Genomic DNA, 18,035 nt, shown 5'->3' on the forward strand with positions numbered 1-18,035 from the left:
TCCGCAAGAAGTCGCCGGTTCAAGACTCCGTAGGGTGTGCCTGATCTGCGGGAACGTGACCGGAGCCCGGGTTGCCATCGGCGCTACTCCGCACAAATTCACCAAGTATTGGTACCTGCTCACTGAACGACCGCATCCCACTTGCACAGGTGGTCGGCCCGAGTGCAGGGCGCCACCGGCCCCCGTTGGACCGCGACTCTGACCGGTGTGCTTTGCAGCGGCGTTGGCTAAGCGATGCCGGCCGCCAGGCGCTCCTCCTCTTGCTGGGCGGCTGCGTCGCCGTACAGCAAGGTCAGGGCGATTGCGCCCAGAGGTGTCAGCGCGACCTGGGTCACGAGGACGATCACGGTGATCGTCCAGAGTGGCAGGGAGGTGAAGGAGATCAGAAGCACCAGCCCCAGCAGGACACCGATCGCGTTGATGCCGGCCCAGACGATCAGCGCGACCAGGGCGGTGTGCCACCACCGGTGCCGGACCAGCGCGCCTGCCCGCTTCCGCGCGGCTGTGCCGCTGAGGTCTTCGCGCATGACGATCTGTCCCAGGAACTGGTAGCGCACCGCCAGCCATGCCGCGATCGGGAGGCCGATGCCCGTCCAAGACAGCACGACGATGAGGAGAGCAGGGGGGAGGTAGGTCGAAGCGAGCTGGCGCCAGCGCCGGCCGACGGCGCGGATCGCCGTCCAGGAACGGCCCGGGGTGGCCTGGCTGCGCCCGTCGTCCATCAGGTGGGCGACGCTGGCCGAGACCAGCAGCACGGTCAGCGGCCAGAAGCTGGTGACCACCCACGAGGAGACAAGGATGCGGTTGCCCGGCGTTGCCTGATCGGTCAACACGCCCACGGCAGGTCCGATGACCGGCAGGTTCTGGAGCACCAGGACGTGGAGGACCGCGAGCAGGCCGACCGGGATCGCGAGCAGTCCGACGACCAGAAAGGCTGGAAGCGACGGTAGAGGCTCGCCGCTGACCAGGCGATCTGGCCGGAGCGACGTCGCTTGACGACCGGGTACGGAGGCACCCGGTCCCACAGCGTACGCCGCAGCAGGAAGAGCAGGACCAAGGCGATCGCGGCCAAGACGGCCAGCACTGCGGCCGGGTGGGCGGCGTACCGGACGTAGAGCCCCGAGCCCTGGCCCACGACGTTGCAGAAGGTGCGGACGACATCGGGCGGGGTCTTGCTGCCGCCGGGGATGACGAACGATGCGGGTCGCAGGTTCTCCTGCCAGGTGACCGGGCTGACCCAGCGTGGCTTGCTCAGGGGGCCGGCCGGACCGTTGTTCGGTCCCGGGTGCCGCTCGCCCCAGTTGCCGTCGTAGGCGAGCCAGGCGAACTCGCTGTGCGGGCCGGACGGCTGGCCCGGAAGCAGGACCGGCAGGGGGACGACACGAGTGTTCGGGTCCTGGGTGTTGTCGCAGCCGACGCCCTCGGAGGGGTCGCGACCGAGGTACAGCGCCGGCTCGAAGTAGCTGGCGTGCGACCCCTCAGAGGAGTAGACGACCGGGTGCGTGCCCTCCTTCTCCAGCTTCGCGGAGTCCCAGTCGGCGGTCTCGCCGTCGGTGTGCTGGGCGTAGCCCACCTCCACGGGGTCTGTCCCGAGGGCCGCCCGCGCGGAAGGTGCCTGGAAGAGGACCTGGATGAACTCCTAGTCGCTCTCATGCTTGTCGTTCCAGTCGTTGTAGTAGAAGTACAGCTAGTACTGCACCGCGACATACCCCGGCCGGTCGGCCTGCGTGGTCACGTGGGCATAGACCGCGGCCTGCGAGACCGGCGCGTACCGCGCGGCGTCCTGGGCGTAGATGCAGCCGGGTTCCAGCGCGTCTCCGGGCAGGTCGAGATAGGTCCCGGTGGCCCGGCCGTAGAGGTCCGCAGCCGAAGGTCCCCACTCGATGACTGCGTCCCCGTTACCCACCTGGCGCAGCGCGACGTCCGGGTTGTCCAGCAGCGCGTCGACTCGCATGGGCACGAAGTGCTCTCCCTGCCCGCACTCCGCGTGGAAGTCGCGCAGCATCACAATCGGGCTGTAGGTCTCCGCCAATCGCTGGGCAGCCGCGCCCGAGTCGGCATACGCCGGCGGTCCCACCGCGACCACCGCGGCGAGCGTCGTAAGCGTCATCCCGAGCACGAACACTGCGTCGGCCACGCGACACACCGCCCAGCGCCCGGCAGTCACCCCTACCCTCCCTTCCCGCACTGCGCGTCACGCAAGAGACGGGCGATCCATCCGGCAAGGGTCTGACGACACGGTTCCTTGTCTCGAGACGCCAATTGGTCCCGCGCACAACAACTCTATGCGCGCGCTGCCACCTCCATCCACGTGCGACCAACCAGACAACAAATTACGCTCACGACATCCGGGTTCAGGGCTTCGACCTAGACCGGCTGCTGCGGCCGCCCCCGTGCTCGGCCCGGACCAGTAGATCGCCCGGGCCCGCACTAGTCCTCGCAGTTCCTCACCCGCTCCTCGGCAGACCGGGTCGCTTCCTCCGCGCTGAACGCGGGGACATGACGGGCGCGATTTCGCCTGGGAAGTCGCCAGCCCCACGGGGCCGTGTGCCGGCCGCGTCGTCGGTGCCGTGCTCGACGATGGTGGCTCGCGACGTGCGCACTGCTAGATTGGATCGCGTTGAAGGAAGCGCTCAGCGTTTCCCGCGGCCGTCGGTGGTCGTAGCTCATCTCAACCATCTTGGTCTTCGGTTCCCGCTGGACATCAGGCGCAGTGCGGATGTCTTCAGCGTGGTGCTGGGCAGGTCGCCCGGCACCGGAATTACCGAAGGTAAAGAGCAATGGCACAGGGAACCGTCAAGTGGTTCAACGACGACAAGGGCTTCGGCTTCATCGCACAGGACGGCGGCGGCGCTGACGTCTTCGTCCACCACACCGCGATCGCCGGCACCGGCTTCAAGTCCCTCAAGGACGACTCGCGCGTCGAGTTCGAGATCACCCAGGGCCCGAAGGGCCCCCAGGCCGAGAGCGTCCGCGCACTCTGATTCGCTCCAGCGGCGGCTCCGGACAGGCTCCGGGGTCGCCGCTGTGCGTTCTTTCCCTTTCGGTTCCCTTTGCCTTGTGCCCGCGGGACAAGCCAAGAATGCGATCGGAGCCTGGTCGCCTCGTGATGTCGGATTGCGCCGGCCCGGTGGCGCCAGGCAAGTGGGCTGGGTCGATGGCGGCGGTGTGACGAAACTGCGTGACGTACATGCCCGGCGGCAGAAGACCGAGAGCGGTTCAGTCGTTTGTGCTCGGGGTGTTAGTCGGTGACGCGGTGTGCAGATCACGGCGCTCGAACTCCGAACGCCATCGCTTCTGAGTGATCTCGTACTCGACCTCCCCTTGCTCGTGACCGGGGATGGGCACGTCGTACTCCTCTGTGAAGGAGCGGACAAGCATCATCCCCACCGAGGCCATCGTGGCGCGGGAGGGCTCGTTGACCGCCATCGTCTGCGCGAAGATCCGGGTCAGGTCGAGGTCCTCGAACCCGTGGCGCACGAGTTCGCGGGCGCCCTCGGACGCATAGCCTCGACGCCAGTGGCGTTGGGGCAGTCGATAGCCCAGATCAGCCTCACCGGGCACCTGTGGCTGGCTCGGCCCGTGCGGCGGCTGCAGCATCTGCAGCCCGATCGGTTCATCGTGGTCGAACCCGATCCATTGGCCGAGCCCGTCGACCTCAGCAGCCGCAGCCAGCGCCCGGCACAACTGCGCTTCGGTCTCCTCAGCGGTCAGGCCCCGGTGAAAGAGAAGCGATGCACCACTGGGTCGGAGTTCACCTCGACCAGGAAGGAGAGGTGGCCCTCCGACAGCGGGACGAGTTCCAGCCGGTCGGTTCGAAGGGTGGCCTGCGACATCGCGTCGACGGTACGCCGCACGGCTCGTGCCGGCACCTCAGTTCCAGGTCACGAAACCCGACGATGGGTCATCGGCCCGCTGGCTGGATCCGTGAGCACGCTCCGGGTCGTGTGGCCGAAGCCCCTACGAGCGCGCGCGGCGGAATGTCGCAGTTCCTCATGACCCATCAGCGGACTTGGGACTGCGCGGCACACCACGAGTCCCGGGTTGTCGCATGTCGAGCGTCCGGCGACGGGTCATGGATCGTCTGGCTGGCGGGTTTCCTCGGCGAACATTCCGGTCTGGTAGGCGAGCACGACCGCCTGTACTCGGTCGCGCAGGTCCAGCTTCTGGAGGATGTGCGTGACATGGGTCTTGACCGTGGTCTCGCTGATGTAGAGCTGCCCGGCGATCTCGGTGTTCGACAGCCCGGTGGCGATCAGGTGCAAGACCTCCTTCTCGCGCCCGGTCAGCTCCGTGAGCTGCCTGGGTGGCTGGGCGCGGGGCAGGCGGACGAACCGCTTGATGACGCGCCGGGTTATCGCGGGTGAGAGCAGCGCCTCTCCAGCTGCCACGGTGCGGACGGCCGCGATGAGCTGCTCGGGTGGGTCGTCCTTGAGCACGAAGCCGCTGGCGCCGGCGGCCAGCGCTTCGTAGACGTACTCGTCGAGGTCGAACGTGGTCAGGATCAGGATCCGCGCGGCGGCGTCTGNGATCCGCGCGGCGGCGTCTGCGGCGATGATGCGTCGGGTCGCCTCCAGCCCGTCGAGCTCCGGCATCCGGATGTCCATGAGCACGACCGTGGGATGGTGGCGACGGGTCTGGTCGATCGCCTCGAGCCCGGTGCTCGCCTCGCCGACCACCTCGAGATCGGGCTCGCCGGACAGAAGCATCCGGAACCCTGCCCGGACCATCGACTGGTCGTCTGCCACGAGGACCCGGATGCTCACGACGCGTCCCGGAGCGGGAGCCGGGTGCGGAGCAGGAAGCCGCCGTCCTCCGCGGTTCCGGCGCTCATCTCACCTCGGTAGATCTTGACTCGTTCGCGGATCCCGACGAGGCCGTGTCCGCTCCCGTTGCTGGTCGCCGTGCCGGCGCCGTCGTCGTGGACGTCGATGCGCAGGTCGTCCGGTCCGTAGCGCAGGGTCACCTCGGCGCGGCTCGCGTGCGCGTGCTTGAGAACGTTGGTGAGCCCCTCCTGGACGATCCGGTAAGCCGAGAGGTCGATGGCACGGGGCAGGGGACACGGCTCGCCGTCGATCATCAGCTGAACGGGCAGGCCGGCCCGGCCCACCTCGGCCAGCAGAGCGTCGAGCCGGTCCAGCCCGGGCTCCGGTGCCAGGGCCGCGGCTTCGCCGTCGCTGCGGAGCGCACCAAGGAGTCGGCGCATCTCGGCCAGCGCCGACCGGCCGGCCTGCTCGACGTCCTTGAGCGCATCGGCGTCCTCGTGCAGCTGGGCGGGGAGCCGGTGCCGTACGGCGCCGACCTGGAGCACCATGACGCTCACGGCGTGGGCGACGATGTCGTGCAGCTCGCGTGCGATGCGTGTGCGTTCCTCGGCGACCGCGAGACGTGCCGTCGCCTCCCGTTCCCGCTCGGCCACGGCGGCCCGCACCTCGGCGGCCTGGGCCTGCACTGCACGCTCTCGCATCGCGTAGCCGGCAAGCCAGCCGATGGTGAACAGGATCGGGACGAAAACGAAGTCGCCCGGGCCGTGGTTGGGGTCGTTGTAGACGATGGTCGAGGCGCCGGCGAGCACGATCACCAGCCCGATCCGCGCCTGGACGGGGTCCGGCAGGTTGCCGAGCAGGAACGCAGCGGCCAGCCCGGCCACCGTGGCGCTGACGGCGAAGATGATGAGGCGCCCGTCGACGAACGAGGCCGCGGCGGCCAGCAGCCACAGCGCGGCGGGGGCGGCGAACGGGAATCGTCGGCGCGCCAGCAGTGGCAAGACGACCAGCGCCAGGGCAGGGACGACGGTCCACAGCGTCGTCTGCGGCGCCCGGGCGGCGTCGCTCCTGATCGCGAGGTCGAGCGCCCCGACGACCACCGCGATCACGACGAGCGCGTCGAACCCGTACCTGCGAGTGAGGTCAGGCAAACGGGTCATGTCCGGAACGTACTCCGCGCGAATGGCGGCGCGCCTCCTCCTCGAGTAGGACCCGGGATCGACGCCGGGGAGGAGCCGGGACTCGTACATCGCGACGACGCGACGGGGACCTCCAGCGCCCTAGCGTCGTGGCACCGAGTCGACCAAGACGAAGGAGAATCTCATGGACGTCTCACTGGCGCACCGTGCGCCTGCCAACACCCACGTGGATGCCAACGCCTCGGCCGTGGAGATCCCGCAGTACAGCCGACGCAAGATCATGGCGGTCTGGGCGGCCGCGGCACTGCCGATGGCGGCGCTGGCATGGGTGGTCGCCCCCGTCCTCGCCCACGGCTTCGACGGTGACGGAAACGTACCCATGGCCAAGGCGCTGATCGTGAGCCTGACCGCCGGCCTGATCTGGCAGTTCGTGCTCGTCATGGCCCTCGTCTGGCACGAGCAACGGACGCTCCGCTGGTCGGTCGTCCGCGAGGCGCTCCGGCTCCGTGCGCCCCGCAGCCCGACAAGCGGCCGCAAGGGCGGCCGGCTCTGGTTGCTCGTGCTGCCGCTGATCGTCGCCCTCGCGGTCGAGGAGATGATCCCGCAGGTTGCACACCCAGGGAGCCACGACATGGCCACGTTCCTCGAGTCAGCGGCGGGTCAGGAGTTCCTGAGCGGCGCCTGGGGCTGGTTCGCGATCATCGTCGCCTTCGGAGTCTTCAACACGGCTCTCGGCGAGGAGCTGCTGTTCCGGGGGCTGCTACTGCCCCGCATGGAGGGTGCGTTCGGACGGGGTGACTGGCTCGCGAACGGTGTTCTGTTCGGGGCCTACCACCTGCACGTGCCGTGGATGATCCTCCCGTCGGCACTGATCGACACCATCGCGCTCGCCTACCCGGCGAAGCGTTACCGGAGCACCTGGATCGCCATTGCGGCGCACAGTGCACAGACGGTGGTGATCTCGCTCGCCGTGCTCGGCCTCGTCGTCTCTTGAGCGGACCGTCCGTGCTGCCCCTGCCCGGCTCACCGGGCAGGGGCAGTCCGGTGTCTACTGGGCGCCTTGCCGAGTACAGGCCGATCGCCGCTTTGGCACCCCGGTGTGAGCGAGCTGCGGATCCACAACAGGCAGGGCATGGAGCAGACCCTTGAACGTTGGGGCGCCGCGATTGCGTCGGGATGCGCGGTAGCGACCGAACGGCGAGTGTCGATGGCACGATGCCCGACCCACTAGCACGCCCCTTGCGGCTAAATGACGCGCTCCTCGTTGGCGCGAGGTGCGGGAAGGCCTCGCGGACGGGATCGTGCGAGCGTCAGTGCAGCGTCCTGAGCACCACCTCCCTCGCTCAGACGGTCGGCGGGTGCAGCATCGAACACCAGAACATGAACCCCTTGTCCCTGCCGGGGAAGGGTTGGGAGAGTCAAGGGCGAAGTCCAGCTCACAGATCGGAGCGGCACTCATGGACGTCGAGGCACTGCGCGCCGACACCCCGGGCTGCGCCGACCGGGTCCATCTCAACAACGCCGGCGCCGCGCTGATGTCCCGCCAGACACTCGAGGCCGTCACCTCTCACCTCGAGCTCGAGGCGGAGATCGGCGGCTACGAAGCCGCCGCAGAAGCGACCGACAAGATCGAGCACACCTACGACGCGCTGTCGCGCCTTGTCGGCGCCGAACGCGACGAGATCGCCGTCGTCGAGAATGCCACCCGCGCCTGGGACATGGCCTTCTACTCACTTCCGTTCCAGGAGGGTGACCGGATCCTGACGGCTCGCGCCGAGTACGCCAGCAACGCCATCGCCTTCCTTCAGACCGCACGCCGGTACGGCGTGAGCGTCGAAACGGTCCCCGACGACGAGAGCGGGCAGCTGTCGGTGAGCGCACTGCGCGACATGATCGACGAGCGGGTGAAGCTGATCGCCGTCACCCACGTGCCCACCCAGGGCGGCCTGGTCAACCCCGCCGTCGACATCGGCAGGGTCGCCCGCGACTTCGGGATCACCTACCTGCTCGACGCCTGCCAGTCGGTCGGCCAGATCCCCATCGACGTCGCCGAGATCGGCTGCGACCTGCTCACCGCCACCGGCCGCAAGTACCTGCGCGGACCGCGCGGCACCGGCTTCCTGTACTGCGCCCGACCCATGTTCGAGCGCATCGAGCCGCCGTTCCTGGACCTGCACGCAGCCACGTGGACGAGCCCCCACAGCTACCAGGTGCGCGCCGACGCCCGCCGGTTCGAGAACTGGGAGACCTACTACGCCGGGAAGATCGGCCTCGGTGTTGCCGCCAGCGCCGCCGTGGACCTCGGCCTGGATGCCATCGAGGTCCGCGTCACCGACCTCGCAGAGTCCCTCCGCCAACGACTTCGCACCCGACCAGGGGTGCTGGTGCACGACCAGGGTCAGCGTCGGTGCGGCATCGTCACCTTCACCGTCGACGGCCACGACCCACGCCGAGTCGCCGACCTGCTGCACGCCCAGAAGATCAACGTCTCTGTCTCCATCGCCGACTACGCACGATGGGACCTCCAACCACGCGGGCTGGACGCGGTCGTCCGCGCCTCCGTCCACTACTACAACACCGACGACGAGCTCGACCGGATGTGCGACGCACTGCCGAGCGCCGTGGTCCATCGCTGACCGAGAGACTCTACGGCGCTTGCGACCGCCTGCGGCCAATGTTCGCCAAGGCTGCGGCGGTCAGGGGCGACCCTCCGATCGACCGAGGACGTTCTTGGGGCCAGGAACGATGTCACAAGCTGAGTCGATCGCGGCGGAAGGACGCGCCTTGAGAGGCGGGGTAGGCCGGCAGGTGGAGGTCTTCGCTAAGGCGTGTTTCTGGGTGGAGCGTAGACGCCGTCGATGCGCACCGGTTTTCCTTCGCTGAGGACGGTGATGCGCAGGCCTCCGGGGCACTCCCAGCGGTTGTTGACCCACCGCTTTACCAGTGTTCGGTTCTTGGTTGAGTGGAGGTCGAGCGTGCGGTTGAACCGCCACTCCTTTCCGCAGCGGGAGTCGACGCGCACCTTGCCGTTTCCGGGGCCGACGGCTACGAGGACCGCCTGGTCGAACGACCTGGGGAATGGCCCGAGGACCAGCGACGCGCCCTTCCGTCGAGTAGTCAAGTAGGTGCCCTTGTAGTAGCGCTCGCCGGTGCGGGCCTGCCATCGGCCGTGGCGGGTGAGCACCCGGTCGTCCACGGGCCTGGTGACGCAGCTCGAGTATGACCATGCCCCGACGTGGCCGAGGCTGTCTCGGGCCCGGGCAGCGACGCAGGTCGTCGCGCCGGCCGGGAATCGCATGGTGTCAGACGTGGCGTTGGTATCGGTCATCACCTGCCACCGGCTCCACCGGCTTTGGTTCCATCGCAGTTCACTGCGGCGCACGTCGTACACGGCGACCGGAGACCAGTCATCGAGCGCCGACCATCGGACCAGCGCTGTCGGCTGAATCCCGTTGCCGCCAAAGGGGCGCACGTCGCTTCTTGGGCCTGTCACGTCAAAGCCCCGAACCTGCACAGCGGCTGCCTCAGGAGCCCCGGACACCCAGGCGGCGGCAACACCGTTCCAGGTCAGCCCGACGGTGCCCGTGACTTTCTCTCCGGCCACGGACAGCGTGGTCGGCTCCGGGGGCGTGGCCTCACCGAAGACGGCCGCCCGCGCGATGGGCCCCGACGCTGACTCCTCGGTCCAGGCGACGATCACGGAGGACAGCTCCCCATCGGCGAACTGTCCCGGCGCGACAGACGGGGCCGACGCGTCCACCCCCGCCGGAGATAGGTACGCGCGGGCCGACCATCCCGCCCCGGCGGTCTTCGTCCGCACCGCGATCCGCCAGCTGCTCCCATCGTGCTGCCGCCACGCGACGAGCCCGTGGCGCCGGTAAGCGTTGTCGGTCCAGCCAGCGGCTGCGAGTTCTTCGGTGTCCAGGCCGGCCGGTGAGAGGTAGACGGCCGGATCCGAGCAAGTGGTGGCACAAACGGCTCTGACTCTGGTCACGCCGTCACTGGGAGTGCGCCAGACGTCGACATCCCCGGCAAATGATGGTTCGAGGACGTCCTCGGTCGCCGGTCCGATGTTCCAGAACGGCGGCTCTGGGTCGCTGGCATCCACGGCCTCGCCCAGCCAGCGCGATCCGTCGAACCTGCTCCAGGAGACATACTCGTAACCGTTGCCGGGGATGTGGGTGACGTCGCGGACCTCGTCGCCGGCGGGCGTCACATACTCACCACTCTCACTTCCGCCGTCGTCACGCAGTGACCCGTACTGCAAGCGCCAATTGCTCCCGTCGTTTCGGCGCCACAGCACTCGCGGCAGCGTTTCGGTCCAGCGGTCGTAGTAGTACGTCACGAGAGCCAACGGCTCAACGGCGTCGCCATCGGCCGAGGTGAACGTAGTCGGTTCACTCCACACAGTTGCGTCGCCAAGCTTCATCCGGGCCTGGATCTGCCAATGCGTCCCGTCGAAGACGCGCCAGGCCACCACGGTGTTGCCGTCGGTGAACACCGAGGGCTGGTCCACGATGACGCCCGGTGCAGACAGCGCCAGCGGGCTCATCCACGTCCCCGATCCGCTCATGCCGGAGTACATGACACGAGTGGACCCGCCCTGCGTCGCCAGCCACACCGCGGCCCCGTCGTCCAAGTCGACCGAGGCTGCGTCTGCGGCATCGCCAAGCGACAGCGCGGCACCCGAAACCCACACCTCAGGAGGATCCGCAACCGCCGGGACTCCCCTCAGGGTCGCGGCACCGATACTTGCTGCCGCGACCAGACCGAACACCAGTGACCTGGCATGCCTCCCTGTGGTGCGCATGGTGATCTCCAGTCCAGAGAGGGCGACTCCAAGCCGCGACGAGTGACCACCTACAACGTTGGTACGGCTTGCGCTTACCCGAAAGTCAGTAGTTATACCGACCCGAGCGACTCGTTGAACCCCATCGGCACTCCACTTCTGCAACGTCTTTGCGGAATGACACCGCGGTTCCCAGGGGTGAGTGCAACACCGATCGAGTGATGGGTGTGTTGCATGTCGAGTCCGGTGTTCTCGTGGCGGATGGTGCCGTCTGTGTATCAGCGGGTGTGGGAGGTCTACGCGCAGACCTCGAGTGGGTACGCCGCGGCGGCCGCGGTCGGCGTCGAGCGGTCCTCGGTGACGAAGTGGATCGCGGCCGATGGCGGGGTACGGCCGCGGCAGGGACTGAACGCGATCGCGGCGTTCACCGTGGGTGCCCTGGTGGTGATGGTGCTGCTGCGGAGGGTGGTGGGGGACCGAGACCAGCGGCTGGGCCTGGCGGAACGGGAGCGTGGGCTTGCCGCCCGGGAGGCGATCCTCGAGGAGGGCGCCCGGATCGCCCGCGAGCTGCACGACGTGATCCCACCACGTGTCGATGATGGTCGTGCAGGCGGGCGCCGAACGCCGGGTGCTTGGCCCGGAGCAGGAGTCCGCACGTGAGGTGTTGACCACGACGAGTGGGGCACGGGTCGAGGCGGGTGAGTGGCGTGGCGCCACGCCGCATAGTTGGCAGGATCCCGGCACGTCATGCGGATCAGCCCGAGACCCTCGGTGGACACGGTGGCCGAAGCCCCGACAACGCCGATCCATGCCACGGTGAGCCGGACCGACTGCGGGTACCGCGGGGCCGAAACCCTTCATCACGAGGTTCCTCACCGGGCTCAGAGGGCCACGCCGGAGCTACGGAACCATGTTCGAACCCGGACATCCTGGTATCGGCGAAGGCACAAGCCACGTCCGGCTCGATGGGGTTCAGCCGCCTGTCAACTCCCCGCCATGTTGCGACCAGTCCGCAGCGCGAGCCGAGACTTGCGACGGGGGAGCCGAGAGGGGTGCCGGGTACTGTACTGCGGCTTGGGCGGCGCGACTGCCCTCAGGGCTCAGCACCGCCGAGCCACCAGGAACGCGAGCAGGTAGCTCCGGCTGTTGCCGTCGTCGATGGCGTCGTCGGGTAGCGTCCTGGCCTTGGTGAGCGCGTCGTGAGCGGCGTCGCAACCGCCCAGGGCGGAGTACATGAGCACGTAGTCGCCGAGCTGGTCGGCGTACCCGCCGGCCCGGGTTGCCGCCTCGACGTTGGCGATCACGCGATCCGGGTCGGCGGCCAGGTAGTCCGAGGACGGGCTCATCGGGATCACCTGGATCCCGAGCACCGCGGTCGGCTCGGCCGAGAACCAGGTCGCGTGGTCGCGCTTGCCGCCCCAGCCGATCCCGACCACGCCGTGCGCGAACCCGTCGTAGATGGGCTGGTCGGTGTCGAAGCCGGTCCAGTACGCGCGGGCGGCCGCTGCCTCGGACGACATCAGCCAGGTGGCCTGGCGGGCAAGCAGGTCGTCGCCGGCCGCGTCCGCCCAGAGCCGGAGTCCGGCCCAGGCGGTGACCGCCTCGGACGAGGACTCCTGGTTGTTGCCGTCGGCGAACGGGCTGGTCCCCGAGGCCCATGAGTGGGAGGCCCAGCTGTCGAAGACGCGCAGCCGGGGGCTGAGGCCGGTGTCGCTGCCGCCGGCGACATCCGCGGCGAGCAGGGTCATCACCGGCCGCAGGTCGTCGACCACGTCCGGGTCGTGCAGGCCGAGCACTCCGGCGGCGTACAGGAAGTAGCCGTAGTGGAAGTGGTGGTCGTTGAAGGTCTCTGACCCGAACGCCGGCGCCTGACCGACCACGCCCTTCCACTGCGGGTCGTAGACGAAGCAGCGCTCCACCCGGCGAGCACAGCCCTGCGGCTCGGTCCAGGTCCGCAGCGCCGTCGTGAGGGCAGCAGCGGCGTCGGCCGCAGCGTCGTCGGCCCCCACCTCGTCGGCCAGCGCCAACAGCTGGGAGAGGCGGTAGAGCGCCTTGCCGCCGAAGTAGCTGTCGGCCGGCAGGTCCGCGCTCGCAGCGAGGTCGGCGCGCACCTGAGACGCAATCTCGTCGCGCTGCTCGCCGTCGAGTCCGGACAGGTCGAGGCCGGCCCGGGCGTCCTGGCGGGGTGCGGTCCACGTTGGGCCGGTGCCCTCGCAGAGGGTGAGCTCGCCGAGCACCGTGGGGAAGCTGCCGAGCGTGCAGCTGCTGTCACCGGTGAGGCTGCCGCGTTGGTGGGGGAGCACGCCGTACGCTGTTCGGGCGCCGCCGGCGGTCCGGTAGCGGACCGACGTGGTGACCGTGTCCGCCGCGACCGACCACGTGGTCGCCGCGCCGGTCAGCGGCACCGCGCGGCGTGCCAGCTCGCCCGGGCTGCGGCCGGCGGGCACCGGGAAGAAGACCGCCGATCCGCCCTTCGCGAGCGCGATCCGGCGGCCGCGGACGGTCGCGTCGTCGAGCCGTACGGCGTACGTGCCGGTGGGCGTCGTGGCTGTCCGGGTGGCACCGCTTCCGGTGAACGGCACGGAGGTGCGCAGCACCTCGCGGCGGGCGGCGCGGTGGGTGACGTACGGCGAGCCCTCGGCGACGGTGGTCCGGCCCAGCGTCGCCCCCGCGGCGTCGCGGGCCTGCATCGTCACCGACGCGTCGTCGTACGCCGAGACGCGTTGCCGGGTGGATCCCTGCGCCGTGACCGACACGTCGCGCTGGTGGCTGCCGACGATCGCGTCCGCGGAAGTCACCACCTGCGGCAGCCCGAACCCGAAGGACCGTGCGTCGATCGTGAACGCGAGCGGCAGTGGGAACACCGGCTGCGGCTCGTCGCCGAACACCAGCCCCGAGAACCACTTGTTCGTGGGCGGCAGCAGCCCCGGGGCCAGGCGGGTCGTGGGCAGGTCGGCGAGGGCGCGCCGGGTCTGCGCCTGCACCAGCGGGGCGACCTCGCTGTGGGGGAGCGGCGCACCGGCCGCGGGCGCCCCCGACCGATCCGGTCCATCCGGGTCCGCCGCCGGGCTCGAGGAGCACCCGGCCAGCACCAGGACGCCGAGCAGCAGTGCGACCCGTGCGCGTGCCATCAGCGGACCCCGGCGCGGTGCAGGAACTCCATGAGCGTGTCCGTGGGTCCCGCCAGCACTCCCTCGTCCTCGAGGGTCAGTGTCACCGCCACGGGCGATCCCGGCTGGTTGAACGCGTCGAGCTCGTTGCCGCGCAGGGCGGGCGCCGTCACGTCGACCGTCGCGTTGGCGATGCCGCCGGTCGTCTCGACGCTGACACGGGAGATCGACCCGGGGACCGTCTCGCGGTTCGGCAGGTCGATCTGGGCTTCGCCGCCGGTGACGATCCGGGCGTAGTCCTTGGGTGGCAGGGTGAACTCGGCGGTGACGTACTGGGTGCCGCCGGCTGTGATCTCGGCCATGTCGTCGCCGCCTCCCACGAAGCTGCCCTCGAGCGCAGCCAGGGTCGTGACGGTGCCGTCGACCGTGGCTCGGTAGGTCACGAGGCCGCGGTCCCGGTCGATGTCGTAGGCCTCGGTGGAGACGGGGTCGAGCCCGTTGCTGAGGTCCTTCTGCAGTCCTAGGGACGAGATCGTGAAGAGCTTGTCCCCGGCGCGTACGTCGTCGCCGATGTCGACGTACTGCCGGACGACGACGCCGCCGTAGTCCGAGCCGACGTGGTACTGGTCGGCGACCACCCGGGCGTTCATGCTGAACGCCTGCCGGGCGCGCTGGTTGACCACCAGGGTGAGGGTGGCCACCACCAGCAGCACGACGACGAGACCGGCGACCAGCCGGATGCGGTTGCGCCAGCTCATCGGTGTGCTCCTCCGCGTCGTCGGGGCGTGGGTACCCGTGGGTGGCCGGCGGTCGAGGGCTCGACGACGGCCGGGCCGCGGACGGTCAGGCTGTGGCCGGTGCGGGTGACCAGGTTGGCCGCCGTTTCCTCGGCCAGGGCCACCGCAGCGGACTGCGGCGTCGGGGCAAGCGCCAGGGGGATCACCGACGGATGGGCCACCGGTGCGGGTGCCACCGTCGGGTGCGTGGGTGCGGCCGCACGGCGGGTGGCGACCGGCAGGCCGCGGCGTACCCGGTGAGCCTCGCGCCAGGCCACCACCACGAAGGCACCGAGGACGAACGTGTTCGTGAGGTTCCAGGCGGTGCCGAGGGTGACGGTGCTGTGCGTCCAGTTCTGCCAGACGCCGACCGCCGCGGTCAGCAGCAGGAACACGAACATCAGCACCTGCGGGATCATGAAGTTGAACGGTGAGCTGGCCCGGGTGGTCGCGCCGGTGACGTGCCACTGCTGCTCGCGGCCGAGGACCGCGTTGACCAGCGCCCGCAGATAGATCGGGAACGACACCGCCGCCAGCATCAGCACCTCCCACCGGAAGCTGCCCAGGGTGCAGAACGCCAGCAGGATCTGCATGACGTAGAAACCGGCGTAGACGAGCAACCATTGCCAGAGCCCGACGGTGAGGTCCACCGGGTGCAGGTCGAAGAACACCTCCATCGGCGGCACCAGCAGCAGGATCCCCGGCGCGATCCCGGTCAGGTAGTGGGTCGCGGTGATGCCGTACATGATGCGCTGGTCCGGTGTCAGGGAGCGTCGCGGGCTGAGCGGGTTCGCCTTGATCATGATCTCGAAGCCGCCGGTCGCCCAGCGCAGCTGCTGTTTGGTGTAGGCCTCGACGGTGTCGGGCGCGTCCCCGACCGCCAGGGTCTTGGCGAGGTAGACGCTGCGCCAGCCGCGCTCGTGGAGGCGCAACGAGGTCCACACGTCCTCGGACTTGGAGTCGGCGTGGATGCCGCCGATCTCGTGCACCGCAGTCCGCCGGAAGACCACGTTGGTGCCGACGCAAAACGCCGCGTTGAAGTGGCTGCGACCGGGCTGGACGTACTTGTAGAAGACCGTCTGCATGTAGCCCGCGCCGCGGGAGATCATGTTGTGCAGGTTGCCGTAGGTTTGCGGGGTCTGGACGAACGCGACCGTCTCGTCGACGAAGAACGGCAACGTGTGCTCCAGGAAGTCCGGCTGCGGCACGAAGTCCGCGTCGAAGATGCAGAAGTAGTCGCCCGTGGCGATCGTCAGGGCGTGGTTGACGTTGCCGGCCTTGGCGCCGTGGTTGTTGAGCCGGCGCAGGTAGCGGCAGCCCAGCTCCGCGGCGAGCGCCCGCATTTCGTCGGAGCGGCCGTCGTCGAGGAGCCAGGTGCGGTGCTCCCCGCGCAGGTCGAGCGCGGCGCGCAGGGTGCGCCGTACGGTCTCGACCGGCTCGCCGTACGCCGTCACGAACACCTCGACGGTGACCCGCTCGCCGTTGAGCCGCAGCGGCCAGCGGTGCGCCTGGTGGCGTACGCCGCGGCCCGCGGCCTCGCGGGCGTCGAAGAGCAGCGACTGGGCGGTGAAGTAGCGGTAGTCGCGCGGGTCGCGAGTGCCGGACAGCACCGTCCACATCGCCAGCAGGGCATGCACCACGAGGACGGTCTCCGCGGACACGACCATCAGCCACGGCAGCAGGTCGCCGCGGTTGGCCGGGTTCAGCAGGAACACGGCGTAGACGAGGATGCCGGCGGTGGCCAGCACCGTGAGGACGATCAGGACGGGCGAGTAGTGCTGGGCAGACGCGATCCGGCGGGTGCTCGGATCATGGCGGTCGACGCGACGGAAGTCGTCGTAGGACATGGCGGTTCCCCCTCCCGGATGGCCGTCCCCCCGGGCCGCGCCATCCTCGTCAACGACGGTAGGAAGCGAGATCGAGGCTCCGACGAAGACCGTGTAACGGGGTCGTTAAACCTTGTCCGGATTGCCCCGTTCGGGCGTGATGTGCGTGACAGTGGAGCCTCAGGCCGCCGTGGGGGCGGCCGGGGGAGAGTTGCCAGATGGCCGAGATCGAGTTCGACGACGCCACGTGCGTCCACCCCGGCGAGCGCACCGCCGCGGTGGCCCCGCTCACCCTGACGGTCGCCGACGGCGAGCTGTTCGTGCTGCTCGGCCCGCCCGGCGCCGGCAAGACGACGGCGCTGCGGATGGTCGCGGGGCTGGTCGCCGCCACCGGGGGCGAGGTGCGCGTCGGGGGCCGGGCGGTCGAGGGGGCCCGCGACGACGTGGTGCTGGTCTTCCAGAACTACGCGCTCTACCCGAACCTGACCGTGGCCGAGAACATCGGTGCGCCGCTGCGCTCGTCGGGCAGGGACCGGCACGCGGTGCGGGCGCTGGTCGACGAGGTGGCCGCCCTTCTCGGGCTCTGCGAGTCCCTGGGCCAGGGCGCGACCGACCTGTCGCCCAGCCAGCGGATGCGGGTAGCGCTGGCCCGGGGCCTGGTACGCCGACCATCGGTGCTGCTGATGGACGAGCCGCTGGCCAACCTGGCGCCGACGGTGCGAGCCGAGGTGCGGCAGTCGCTCGTCGCCGCCCAGCGGGCCCTGGGGGTGACCACGCTCTACGCCACCGACGACCAGGTCGAGGCTCTGACGATCGCGGACCGGGTCGGGGTGCTCGACGAGGGCCTACTGCACCAGTGCGACGAGCCGCGCCGGCTCTACGACCGGCCGCGGACGCTCTTCGTGGCCGGGCTGCTGGGCTCGCCGCCGATGAACTTCCTCGACGTGCGGATGCAGTACGGACTGCCCACGCTGGCCGAGTCCACCGTCGTGGTGCCGATCCAGGCGGTGCACGCCGACACCGGGGTCGCGCGCCTCGGCGTACGACCCGAGGACGTGCACCCGGTCGAGCGCGGCCGCGGGGTCGACGTCGAGGTCCAGGCGCTGTCCGAGCAGAACGGGGTGCTGTTCGCGAGCGGCCAGGCGCAGGGCGCGGCCCGGCGACCGGTGCGCCTCACGTTCCGGCTGCCGGAGGGCAGCGATGTCGCCGTCGGTGACCTGGTGACGGTGCTCCCCGACCCGGCCGGGGTCCATCTGTTCCACCCCGGCAGCGGCGAGCGACTGGGCGCCTGACTCCGTCGACACTCAGGGCGTCGGCGTCCCGCTGACGAAGTACGAATCCAGAGGCAGGGCCGAGGCAACCACGGCATCGGACTGCGGGTCCAGGAACGTCATCCTGCAAGATGTGGACCATTCGGCTGCACCCGTTGAAGCTCAGCCAGCGCGGCTCTATGCGCGGCTCCTTGCGCGGCTCCATCGTGCCGATCCGGGGAGGTCCTCCGGAGTCCACGGTTGTTCAATCCCCTTGTAAATAAGGGGAAACTTGACTCTCGTGGGTGACCCTGCCCCCGCTGCCGGAGGCTGGGGAAAGGGGTCGCCGGTTCAAATCCTGTCAGCCCGACTTTGTGAA

The 18,035-nt window shown here is 69.5% G+C and carries 16 protein-coding genes; 5 read left to right on the plus strand and 11 right to left on the minus strand.

From position 1 onward, the window contains the following. Positions 1-227 precede the first annotated feature (227 nt). From EKO23_RS22950 to EKO23_RS22960, 3 genes are all read right to left on the minus strand, one after another. Complete coding sequence (locus EKO23_RS22950; RefSeq protein WP_134720815.1) at positions 228-830, minus strand: hypothetical protein; 603 nt, start codon at positions 828-830, stop codon at positions 228-230. Then, complete coding sequence (locus tag EKO23_RS22955; protein ID WP_167880616.1) at positions 827-1,579, minus strand: Vps62-related protein; 753 nt, start codon at positions 1,577-1,579, stop codon at positions 827-829. Before EKO23_RS22955 ends, EKO23_RS22950 begins: the two co-directional genes overlap by 4 nt. 108 nt (positions 1,580-1,687) lie before the next feature. After that, the gene (locus EKO23_RS22960) at positions 1,688-2,137 is read right to left on the minus strand and encodes a hypothetical protein (protein ID WP_134720817.1); all 450 of its coding nucleotides are present in this window, start codon (positions 2,135-2,137) and stop codon (positions 1,688-1,690) included. Positions 2,138-2,780: 643 nt separating this feature from the next. Between EKO23_RS22960 and EKO23_RS22965 the strand changes: the two genes are divergently transcribed. Then, on the plus strand, positions 2,781-2,984 hold the full coding sequence (locus tag EKO23_RS22965) for a cold-shock protein (RefSeq protein ID WP_134720818.1): 204 nt from the start codon (positions 2,781-2,783) through the stop codon (positions 2,982-2,984). 235 nt (positions 2,985-3,219) lie between these two features. Here the strand turns inward: EKO23_RS22965 and EKO23_RS22970 are convergent, their stop codons facing one another. The 4 genes from EKO23_RS22970 to EKO23_RS22980 form a co-directional block, all read right to left on the minus strand. Beyond that, positions 3,220-3,687, minus strand: a complete 468-nt coding sequence (locus EKO23_RS22970) for a GNAT family N-acetyltransferase (protein ID WP_217702776.1) — start codon at positions 3,685-3,687, stop codon at positions 3,220-3,222. A 23-nt stretch (positions 3,688-3,710) separates the two neighbouring features. Then, positions 3,711-3,836, minus strand: coding sequence for a GNAT family N-acetyltransferase (locus EKO23_RS25955; RefSeq protein WP_217702777.1), 126 nt, complete (start codon positions 3,834-3,836; stop codon positions 3,711-3,713). A gap of 237 nt (positions 3,837-4,073) precedes the next feature. Next, the gene (locus tag EKO23_RS22975) at positions 4,074-4,766 is read right to left on the minus strand and encodes a response regulator (protein ID WP_134720819.1); all 693 of its coding nucleotides are present in this window, start codon (positions 4,764-4,766) and stop codon (positions 4,074-4,076) included. Next, positions 4,763-5,926: a sensor histidine kinase gene (locus EKO23_RS22980; protein WP_134720820.1), complete on the minus strand. Its 1,164-nt coding sequence runs from the start codon at positions 5,924-5,926 to the stop codon at positions 4,763-4,765. Before EKO23_RS22980 ends, EKO23_RS22975 begins: the two co-directional genes overlap by 4 nt. Positions 5,927-6,089: 163 nt before the next feature. On the opposite strand from EKO23_RS22980, the gene EKO23_RS22985 reads away from it, so the two are divergent. Then, positions 6,090-6,899 carry a CPBP family intramembrane glutamic endopeptidase gene (locus EKO23_RS22985; protein ID WP_134720821.1) on the plus strand — a complete coding sequence of 270 codons (810 nt, stop codon included), beginning with the start codon at positions 6,090-6,092 and terminating at the stop codon, positions 6,897-6,899. Between the two features lie 463 nt (positions 6,900-7,362). Continuing rightward, positions 7,363-8,541, plus strand: coding sequence for an aminotransferase class V-fold PLP-dependent enzyme (locus EKO23_RS22990; RefSeq protein ID WP_134720822.1), 1,179 nt, complete (start codon positions 7,363-7,365; stop codon positions 8,539-8,541). Between the two features lie 185 nt (positions 8,542-8,726). Here EKO23_RS22990 and EKO23_RS22995 read toward each other — a convergent pair whose 3' ends face one another. Further along, positions 8,727-10,715 carry a hypothetical protein gene (locus tag EKO23_RS22995; RefSeq protein WP_134720823.1) on the minus strand — a complete coding sequence of 663 codons (1,989 nt, stop codon included), beginning with the start codon at positions 10,713-10,715 and terminating at the stop codon, positions 8,727-8,729. A 213-nt stretch (positions 10,716-10,928) separates the two neighbouring features. Between EKO23_RS22995 and EKO23_RS23000 the strand changes: the two genes are divergently transcribed. After that, positions 10,929-11,354 (plus strand): hypothetical protein, encoded by a 426-nt coding sequence (locus tag EKO23_RS23000; protein WP_134720824.1) that lies wholly within the window; start codon positions 10,929-10,931, stop codon positions 11,352-11,354. 440 nt (positions 11,355-11,794) lie between these two features. On the opposite strand, the gene EKO23_RS23005 is transcribed toward EKO23_RS23000, so the two are convergent. Genes EKO23_RS23005 through EKO23_RS23015 form a run of 3 tightly spaced genes read right to left on the minus strand, consistent with a single transcriptional unit; the run spans position 11,795 to position 16,427 of the window. After that, the gene (locus EKO23_RS23005) at positions 11,795-13,825 is read right to left on the minus strand and encodes a glycosyl hydrolase (RefSeq protein ID WP_134720825.1); all 2,031 of its coding nucleotides are present in this window, start codon (positions 13,823-13,825) and stop codon (positions 11,795-11,797) included. Beyond that, positions 13,825-14,562: an efflux RND transporter periplasmic adaptor subunit gene (locus tag EKO23_RS23010; protein ID WP_134720826.1), complete on the minus strand. Its 738-nt coding sequence runs from the start codon at positions 14,560-14,562 to the stop codon at positions 13,825-13,827. The genes EKO23_RS23005 and EKO23_RS23010 overlap by 1 nt, the downstream gene beginning before the upstream one ends. Continuing rightward, positions 14,559-16,427, minus strand: coding sequence for a glycosyltransferase family 2 protein (locus EKO23_RS23015; protein WP_134720827.1), 1,869 nt, complete (start codon positions 16,425-16,427; stop codon positions 14,559-14,561). Before EKO23_RS23015 ends, EKO23_RS23010 begins: the two co-directional genes overlap by 4 nt. 197 nt (positions 16,428-16,624) lie before the next feature. Between EKO23_RS23015 and EKO23_RS23020 the strand changes: the two genes are divergently transcribed. Continuing rightward, positions 16,625-17,698: an ABC transporter ATP-binding protein gene (locus tag EKO23_RS23020; RefSeq protein WP_134720828.1), complete on the plus strand. Its 1,074-nt coding sequence runs from the start codon at positions 16,625-16,627 to the stop codon at positions 17,696-17,698. Positions 17,699-18,035 lie beyond the last annotated feature (337 nt).

The sequence above is a fragment of the Nocardioides guangzhouensis genome (assembly GCF_004519545.1).
In the GTDB taxonomy this organism is placed as follows: domain Bacteria; phylum Actinomycetota; class Actinomycetes; order Propionibacteriales; family Nocardioidaceae; genus Nocardioides; species Nocardioides guangzhouensis.